The sequence below is a fragment of the Apibacter sp. genome (assembly GCF_025291155.1).
GTDB lineage: Bacteria > Bacteroidota > Bacteroidia > Flavobacteriales > Weeksellaceae > Apibacter.
Genome location: NZ_JAMBJZ010000080.1, coordinates 1 through 9,611 on the forward strand (window position 1 = coordinate 1; position 9,611 = coordinate 9,611).

The following is a 9,611-nucleotide window of genomic DNA, read 5'->3' on the forward strand; positions in this document are numbered from 1 at the left end:
TACATTTTTTGATACAGCTGAAGCGTATGGTCCGTTTACGAATGAAGAATTAGTAGGAAAAGCTTTAAAACCAATCCGAAAAGAGGTTATTCTTGCTACCAAATTTGGTATGATATCAGAAACAGGAGTAAACAGTCAACCTAAACATATTCGAAAAGTAGTAAACGAATCGCTAAAAAGGTTACAAACCGATTATATTGATTTGTTATATCAGCACCGTGTAGATCCGAACGTACCTATTGAGGATGTTGCAGAAACTGTATCTGAACTGATAAAACAAGGAAAAGTAAAATATTTCGGTTTATCGGAAGCAAATGCTAAAACCATCAAAAGAGCACATAAGATTTATCCAGTAACAGCAGTTCAAAATCAATATTCTATTTGGACAAAAGAACCGGAATTGGAAGTTATTCCCCTATGCGAAGAGTTAGGTATCGGATTTGTACCTTGGGGACCATTAGGTACAGGATTTCTTACAGGTAAAATCACAGCTGATGTCACATTTGATGCAGAAACGGACTTGCGTGCAACTTTTCCGCGGTTTACACCCAAAGCTATAAGAGCTAACATGCCTTTAGTTGATCTGTTAAATAATATTGCGAACAAAAAAGGAGTTACTACAGTTCAAATTGCGCTAGCTTGGTTGTTAAAACAAAAACCGTTTATTGTTCCCATTCCGGGAATGGATAAAATAGAATATCTCAACGATAATATACAATCTGTAAATGTTGATCTTACAAAAGAAGATTTGGGAGAAATAGAAAATGGTCTTTCAAAAATAGAAATTCAAGGAGCAAGATTATCTGATGATCTGCTTTCACTTTCCGAATAAATAAACATATATGAAAAAAGTAATTATTATTGGAGCAACAGGAAGCCTTGCAAAATTTGTTATTAATGCAATATCTTCAATAGATGGAATCTCCCTTACTCTGTTTATGAGAAATAGACAAAAGTTGCACAATTCAGAAAACGTCATTGTGATTGAAGGAGACGCTATGAACTATGAAGAAGTAAGAAAAGCAATATCCGGACAGGATATTGTATATCTCAATCTTGCGGCCGATTTGGAGCCAATGACTAAAAATATTGTAAGAGCCATGCGAGAAAATAATGTAAATAGGATTATAGCCATTAGTTCTATCGGTATTTACGATTCACCATTGAAGTCTGTGCTAAAACCATACAGGAAACTTGCGGATATAATTGAAAAGTCAGGATTGATATATACCATTTTACGTCCTGATTGGTTTACCAATGTAGATGAAGTGGATTATACCATTACTTATAAAGGTGAACCTGAAACAGGAACATCTATTTCTAGAAGAAGCATTGCGGCATTTATCGCAAAAATTATAGAAAATACTGAATTATATAAAAATGAAAATCTAGGAATTAGCAAACCAACTGTTAAAAAATAAAATCTAAACTTAAAAACATAAAAAAATGAAAAAGCGAATATTAGGGAAAAGTGGGCTTGAGGTTTCAGCAATCGGATTCGGTTGTATGGGACTAAATTATGCATATGCAAACACATTGAATAAACAAGAAGGTATTTCACTCTTAAAAGCCACCTACGATAATGGTGTTACTTTCTTTGATACAGCAGAAATATATGGCCCATATACAAATGAAGAACTAGTAGGAGAAGCTTTATCTCCAATACGTGATAAAGTAGTGATAGCAACTAAGTTCGGTATTAAATTAGAAGATGGAAAACAAATTCAGGATAGTAACCCTGCACATATACGTAAATCTGTAGAAGGGTCGTTGAAGAGATTAAAAACTGATTATATAGACTTATATTACCAACACCGTGTAGATGTAAATACACCAATAGAAGAAGTTGCCGAAACAATAAAATTACTCATAAAAGAAGGTAAAATAAAACATTGGGGATTATCAGAAGCAGGAGTAGAAACCATTAGAAGAGCACATGCCGTACAACCGGTAACAGCAGTAGAAAGCGAATATTCTTTATGGTGGAGGAAACCCGAAGAACAACTAATTCCAACGCTTGAAGAATTAGGTATTGCACTTGTACCATTCAGCCCGTTAGGAAAAGGTTTCCTTACTGGTAAAATTAAAAAAAATGCAACTTTTGAAAAGGGAGATTTTCGTAACATCGTTCCTCGCTTCACCACAAAAAACCTTGAAGCTAATCAGAAACTTATAGATTTACTAGAGCAAGTTGCGCAAGAAAAAAATGCAACTCCTGCACAAATTTCATTAGCATGGTTATTAGCTCAGAAACCATGGATTGTACCCATACCTGGTACAACCAAAGAAGATCGCATGAAGGAAAATAACAATGCAGCTGAAATTCAACTAAGTGCCGATAACTTGCATAATATAAATGCTGCACTATCAAAAATTAAAATAGAAGGAGAACGTTATCCTAAAGAACTTGAAAAAAGAACAGGTTTATAATAAAATAAGATTCGGAGTAATTTTTTGTATCAAATTTTATAATTATAAAATGAAATTATTCGAGCAGAAGCAGTTGATACTATGTATAAAAAATTTCTAAAAGATTTATTACATATACAGAGATACCTTTCTGCTAATTGCTTTGGCTATTACATATCAACAAACAGATTAGATATGAAAATACGAGAGATGGCAATTATTTCTTTCCTTATGCTTTAAGAGGAATAGAATCTCAAATAAAAAAAGGACATATTAAGGCCAATAATAATTTGGAAGATATAGGCAAACGCTTGTTTATCTTATGAATCAATTAATACCGTATGTAGATTATCCAAGAATACTGAATGCTATAAACTGTTTTAATGAAATATTACCTAAAATAATAAAAACAATGAAAAAAAATATAATATTTACTATAATCGGATTACTTGTAATATTAACTTCTGTTAATGCTCAAAATACAAAACATATATCAACCAAAGGTCTTGCCGTATTTGAAAAAAACGGAGTTTTAAAACCATACAAATTTTCACGTCATGCTATTGGAGATAATGATATACATATAAAAATATTATATGCAGGTATTTGTCATAGCGATTTGCACCATGTACATTCTGATTGGGGAAAGGAAGAGTTTCCAATGGTTCCCGGACATGAAATTTTAGGAAGAGTAGTAAAAGTTGGGAAGAATGTAACAAAATTTAAAATAGGAGATTATGCAGGTATAGGCTGTATGATAGGATCTTGCCGAATTTGTGAAGCCTGCAAACATGATCACGAACAATATTGCGAACAAGGACCAATAATGACATATCATGGTATTGACAGATATAATAACAATGAACATACGCAAGGAGGGTATTCGAAAGATTATGTAGTAGCTGAAGATTTTGCTATTAAAATACCAGCAAATGCACAAATGGAAAAGGTTGCTCCTTTGCTTTGTGCAGGAATTACAACCTATTCACCCATTAAGTATGCAGAAGTTAAAAATGGAGATAAAGTAGGCATTGCAGGATTTGGTGGACTCGGACATATGGCAGTACAATATGCTGTTGCACTTGGTGCGGATGTTACAGTTTTTGATATAACAGAAGACAAACGTCAAGATGCCATTCGTATGGGCGCTAAACGTTATGTGAATGTAAACAATACAGAAGATATGAAAAATTTAAACAACTCATTTGATTTTATCCTTAGTACCATTCCTACTCAATATGATATGAATATGTATTTAAAAATGTTGAAATATGACGGACAGATGGGAATAGTAGGATTACCAGCTTTTGCTAATATGCCAACAATCAGTCTTGACAAATTTATTTGGCAAGGTAATCGTAAAATATTTGGATCACAAATTGGAGGAATCAAAGAGACGCAAGAAATGGTCGATTATTCAATAAGAAATAATATTTATCCCCAAGTACAAATAATTAAAGCTGAAGGAAAACTCGTAAATGAAGCCTATAAAAATGTTCTTGATGGTAAAGTTAAGTTCCGATATGTAATTGATATGAGTACATTAAAATAAATTTGAATATTAAATTTTTTATCAAATTATATATGAAAACGAATAATTCTAAAGCATTTGGAGCAGAATCAGTACAAGTAATTGCAATTACCTGTTGATTTTATTTCCCTTCTTGTGAGAATATATTCATCTGAATTAACAAAACAGATAAAATAATCGCGAACTATTTATGTATACATACATTTTGTACCATGCAAAGTATAAGTTACTCTTTATATAGTGACAAAACAGATTTCTAAATAGTTATATTTCGGCTTAAATAATTTTTCAAATCGATTATTTACAGATAAAAACAAATTTAATTATGCCATACCATATAATAGCTGAGATTATCTTTTATGCCTGCAAGAAAGCCGATTTCATTAATACTATTGTATAGCGTGTCAGGATTGGTTAATGGGAAAGTAGGCTAGGTACCATTTGCCGTGTTATATAGTGAAAAAATCTGTTAGATTATCAGATGTTAAGGTAATGCTTTAAAAAGTTTTATTATTCAATTAACAGCCCTCTCTTTCTCTTGATTAAACTCAGGAAAAAATAAAAATGTTAAGAGAAAGATACCCTTTAAAGTTTGCTCAATAAGAAGATCATTTTGAGAAAAAAGAATTAGAAGAATCTATAGATTCTAAAGCCCAGATTGATACAAACCAACCCTATAAAATCTACAAAGGAAAAACTTTACAGAAGAATAATGGAAGAAGTTTGAAGAGGAATAATATTAGGATATTTGAGAAGAAAAGGAGATTAAAATAACACTAAATATAGATGAAATATCTAGTATGTCACCTGGGGCTACATAATAAAAAGACTGTATGTGTTGCTTCTCAATATATTAAAATCTTTTTTATTTTTCTTGTCAAATAAAAATTATGAACTTTTAGGATCAATTATTACATACAATAAAGATATGTTCGATTCTAATCCTTATTATTTACATATTTATAAATTTTTATACATTTAACTATTGAAATTATGTTTTTACGCATAACCATAATAATTTGAATAAAGAACAATTAACATATTTTATAAAAGAGAAAGCGAAAGAATTTTCATTTTTAAGCTGTGGAATATCTCGTTCAAGATATTTGGAAGAAGAAGCCCCTAAATTAGAAAAATGGCTCAAAGAAGGATATCATGGGAATATGAAATATTTGGAAAATAATTTCGATAAAAGACTTAATCCCGGATTGCTTGTAGATGGAGCAAAATCTGTGATTTCTTTCTTATATAATTACTACCCTCAAAAATTACAGAATACAGAATCTTACCATATCGCTAAATATGCTTATGGAGAAGATTATCATTTTGTAATACGTGAGAAATTACAAGAACTTGTACAAGAGATACAAAGTAAAGTCGGACAATTTTCATATCGAGTTTTTACAGATTCTGCACCTGTAATGGAAAGAACCTGGGCTCAAAAGTCTGGATTGGGATGGATAGGAAAGAATTCTCTTTTATTATCTAAACAAAAAGGATCTTTTTTTTTTCTTGGAGAGATCATATGTGATCTTGATTTAGTATATGATGAAGCTTTTCCAACAAATCATTGTGGAAGCTGTACCCGTTGTATAGATGCGTGTCCAACTCAAGCTATAATTTCCGATAAGGTAATTGATTCTACAAAATGTATATCGTATCTAACGATAGAATTAAAAGATCAAATTGGAGAGGAATTTAACGGGAAATTAAAGAATTGGATTTTCGGCTGTGATATTTGTCAGGATGTATGTCCATGGAATAGGTTCTCAAAGCCACATAAGGAAGCAAGATTTGACCCACATCCAGAATTATTGACCTATACTAAAAGTGACTGGGAAGATATAAGCGAAGAAACATTTAAAATTTTATTTAAAAATTCAGCAATAAAAAGAACTAAATTTTCCGGATTTAATCGAAATATTTTGATCAATAAGAATTTATAAACCTCATTTTAAATATTGATCTTTATTCAGCTACTATTCTAAAAAGAAAAATTTGGATAAACTTAAAATCTGTATCTTTGTTATTTAAATTACTAAAAATTGGAGTTTGCAAATGTAATCATTCCTCTTTCATTAGATGGTGTTTTTACTTATCACATACCTAAAGAGTTACAAAATCATATTCAAATAGGACAGCGAGTTGTAGTGCCTTTTGGTGATAAAAAATTATATACGGGTATAGTAGAAAATATTCACAATAAAAAACCCGAACTATATAAAACCAAAGAAATTTATTCACTACTTGAAGATTATCCCTTAGTAACCCCGAAATTAATTGAATTTTGGAAATGGATTGCAGATTATTATATATGTGCTTTAGGAGATGTTTATAGAAATGCTTTTCCAACTGCTTTAAAGTTGGAAAGCGAAACATTTATTAGAAAAACCACTCAAAATATACCTTGGGAAGAATTAGATGAAAAGGAAACTTTCATTATGCAGAGCTTGGAAATAAAAACTTCAATCAATTTAAAAGAAATTGAAGCTTTTCTTGCTAAAAAATATATTATTCCCTCAATAAAAGTTTTATACGACAAACGTTTAATAGAAATAGATGAATTAATTATTGAAAAATATAAACCTAAGAAAGTAACCTATCTTAGATTAAATCCACAGTTTGAAGATTCTGAAAAATTTAAAAATGCATTAGTAAATATAAATAGAGCAGAAAAACAAAGGGAAGCTTTATTATTATTTATAAAAATGCAACAGCAGAGAGCTACTTTTATTCAAAAAAAAGAGTTGATAGATGAATCCTCTCCTTCTGTAGTAAAATCACTTATTGAAAAAAATTATTTACAAGAATTTCAACTGCAAAAGGATCGTCTAGATGAATATGACGATCATATTGAAGATTCTTATGTACTTTCGCCCGCTCAACAGCAAGCATTAAAAGAAATAGAAAATCAATTTAATACGTATTCGACTGTATTGTTATACGGAGTTACTTCATCTGGGAAGACTGAATTATATTTTCAACTCATTGAAAAACAAATTAAAAATTCTCGTAATTCACTTTTATTATTACCCGAAATATCAATTACCACACAATTAGTTAGTAAGATACAGAAACGATTTGGAGATGATGTAGGAATATATCATTCAAAACTTAGCCAGAATGAACGTGTTGAAGTTTGGAAAAATACATTGAACAATAAATATAGGATTCTTATTGGAGCAAGATCATCAATATTTTTACCTATATCAAATTTAGGATTAATTATAGTTGATGAAGAGCATGACAATTCTTATAAACAAACTGACGTAAAACCCTATTATCAAGCAAGAGATTGCGTACAAATACTTGCACGTTCAAACGAAGCTAAAGTTTTATTAGGATCAGCAACTCCTTCGATGGAAAGTTTTTATAATCATGAACAGGGAAAATTCGGATTAGTTGAATTAAAAGAAAGATTTGGTAAAATAAAATTTCCCGATATAGAAATAGAATCATTACGTAAGCCTACGATCTCACCTAACATTTCGTATAAATTACAAGAAGAAATAAATATTTGCTTACAGAATAATAAACAAGTTATTCTTTTTCATAATCGACGTGGCTTTTCACCCATTTTAGAATGCAATAATTGTGGGCATTCACCCAGTTGTCCGAACTGCGATGTTTCTCTTACTTATCACAAAGTAAGTTCAACTTTGAGATGCCATTATTGCGGATATACCATTGCATTTCCTAATTCATGTCCAACTTGTCATTCTCATGCGTTGGAAACTAAAGGTATCGGTACACAACAAATTGAAGAAGAAATCAAACATCTATTTCCGGATGCTACTATAGCCCGTATGGATGTTGATACAATGAAGCGTAAACACGCCTATGAAATATTATTTGAAAAAATGACACTTAAAGAAATTGATATACTCATCGGAACGCAAATGGTAACAAAAGGACTTGATTTTGATGAAGTGCAATTAGTAGGTATCATACGAGCCGATTCACTTTTAAATATACCCAATTTTAGAGCAGAGGAAAAAGCATTGCAATTATTAACTCAGGTAAGTGGGAGAGCGGGGAGAAGAGAAGAAGGTAAAGTAATAATCCAAACTTTTGACCCTGAAAATCCTTTTTATTTTTTTGTAAGAGAAAATAATTACAATTTAGCGAGAGAAGGTATTTTAAGAGAACGAAAAGATTATTTATATCCACCTTATTTCAGGCTAGTTGAATTAACTTTTAAACATAAAAATAATAATAAAGTCAAAAAAGCTGCCATAATGGTTGGAGATTATTTAAAAAATTACGTTCAAGAACCTATGATTTTAGGACCTGAAGAAGGATTAATTCCTAGAATTAATAATCAATACATTTATAAAATTCTTTTAAAATATCCGTCCATAAAATCAACTAAAAACAGTAAAAAGTATATTAGAGAAGCGGTTAATAAGCTGATGAGCGTATCATCTTTCCGTACAGTAAAAATTGATATAGATGTTGATCCTCATTAATTAATAAATGAAATATTTTTATAGTTAAGATTTTGGAAACACAGTGTTATGTGAATTGAATAAATTATTAATAGATATTATTACCCTGTTTAGGTTTAAGGAGCATATCTTTGAATAATCCAATCAAAATCTTGTAATATATATACTATTCTATCATGTAAGCGGTTAGGTCTCCCTTGCCAAAATTCAATTTGATAAGGTTTAACAATATAACCTCCCCAATGATCCGGTCTTTTTATTTCATCTAAATCCTTTGTAGATTCTTCTAATTTATATAATTGATTTTCCAAAAATTCTCTGTTAGGTATAATTTCACTTTGAGGAGATACAATGGCTCCAAGTTGACTTCCTAGAGGTCTTGAATGAAAATATCCATCTGATAAATTAGCAGGCAGTTTTTCTGCTTTTCCATTCACAATAATTTGCTTTTCAAGATCTTCCCAATAAAAATTAAGACATACATTTGGATTAGTTTCAATAGCTTTTCCTTTCCTACTGTGATAGTTAGTATAAAATATAAATCCTTCCCAACTAAATTGCTTTAATAATACTCTTCGAGTTCTTGGAATCATATTATCTTCTACAGTTGAAAGAGCCATTGCGTTGACCTCAGATATTTTATCACTTTGCTCAGCCAGTAAATACCAATCTCTAAATAATTCCATAGGATTATCTTTTAAATCTGACTCCGATAGATATCCTTGGTTGTAAATTTTTCTTTTATTAGAGAGGTCTTTCATTTTTAAAAAAATATGTAATTTTATTTTTAAAGAAATTATAAAAGGATAAAAATGGATTACAAAGGTAAATTATTAATTTCAAAACCAATTAGTGAGGATTATTTTTTTTCGAAAAGTGTTGTTTATATTACGGATTATGAATTAGACAAAGGTGCAATAGGATTTATACTTAATAAAGCTTATACAAAAAAACTATCTGAGATAATACCAGATATTGACTTTGAAATAGATGTTTATATTGGAGGTCCTGTAAGTCAAGATCATCTTTTTGTTCTTCATTCTCGTCCTGATATAATAGATGGAGGTATACCTATAAATGAAAAGTATTATTGGTCTGGTGATTTTGAAGATATAAAAGTTGCTTTAAGAGAAAATTTAATTAATCATGAAGAGATACGATTTTTTATTGGATATTCCGGATGGAAGGCCCAGCAGTTGGAAAGAGAAATTGCAAATGATGAT

The 9,611-nt window shown here is 30.4% G+C and carries 9 protein-coding genes; 8 read left to right on the forward strand and 1 reads right to left on the reverse strand.

Annotated features, from left to right (window positions below):
* From M3Z80_RS07825 to priA, 7 genes are all read left to right on the forward strand, one after another.
* Positions 1-832, forward strand: an 832-nt coding sequence (locus M3Z80_RS07825; protein WP_293918988.1) for an aldo/keto reductase, incomplete at its 5' end; no start/stop codon positions are given.
* Between the two features lie 10 nt (positions 833-842).
* Positions 843-1,421, forward strand: a complete 579-nt coding sequence (locus M3Z80_RS07830) for an NAD(P)H-binding protein (protein WP_293918990.1) — start codon at positions 843-845, stop codon at positions 1,419-1,421.
* 25 nt (positions 1,422-1,446) lie between these two features.
* Positions 1,447-2,430 (forward strand): aldo/keto reductase, encoded by a 984-nt coding sequence (locus M3Z80_RS07835; RefSeq protein ID WP_293918991.1) that lies wholly within the window; start codon positions 1,447-1,449, stop codon positions 2,428-2,430.
* A 137-nt stretch (positions 2,431-2,567) separates the two neighbouring features.
* Entirely contained in the window at positions 2,568-2,735 is a 168-nt protein-coding gene (locus tag M3Z80_RS07840) for a hypothetical protein (RefSeq protein ID WP_293918992.1), read from the forward strand.
* Between the two features lie 86 nt (positions 2,736-2,821).
* Positions 2,822-3,961 carry an NAD(P)-dependent alcohol dehydrogenase gene (locus M3Z80_RS07845; protein WP_293918993.1) on the forward strand — a complete coding sequence of 380 codons (1,140 nt, stop codon included), beginning with the start codon at positions 2,822-2,824 and terminating at the stop codon, positions 3,959-3,961.
* A gap of 998 nt (positions 3,962-4,959) precedes the next feature.
* Entirely contained in the window at positions 4,960-5,886 is a 927-nt protein-coding gene (gene queG / locus M3Z80_RS07850; protein ID WP_293918995.1) for a tRNA epoxyqueuosine(34) reductase QueG, read from the forward strand.
* Positions 5,887-5,985: 99 nt separating this feature from the next.
* Positions 5,986-8,409: a replication restart helicase PriA gene (priA, locus tag M3Z80_RS07855; protein ID WP_293918997.1), complete on the forward strand. Its 2,424-nt coding sequence runs from the start codon at positions 5,986-5,988 to the stop codon at positions 8,407-8,409.
* Between the two features lie 95 nt (positions 8,410-8,504).
* Here the strand turns inward: priA and pdxH are convergent, their stop codons facing one another.
* On the reverse strand, positions 8,505-9,149 hold the full coding sequence (pdxH, locus tag M3Z80_RS07860) for a pyridoxamine 5'-phosphate oxidase (RefSeq protein WP_293918998.1): 645 nt from the start codon (positions 9,147-9,149) through the stop codon (positions 8,505-8,507).
* Between the two features lie 51 nt (positions 9,150-9,200).
* On the opposite strand from pdxH, the gene M3Z80_RS07865 reads away from it, so the two are divergent.
* Positions 9,201-9,611 (forward strand): YqgE/AlgH family protein (locus M3Z80_RS07865; protein ID WP_293919000.1); only part of this gene is annotated, 411 nt, incomplete at its 3' end.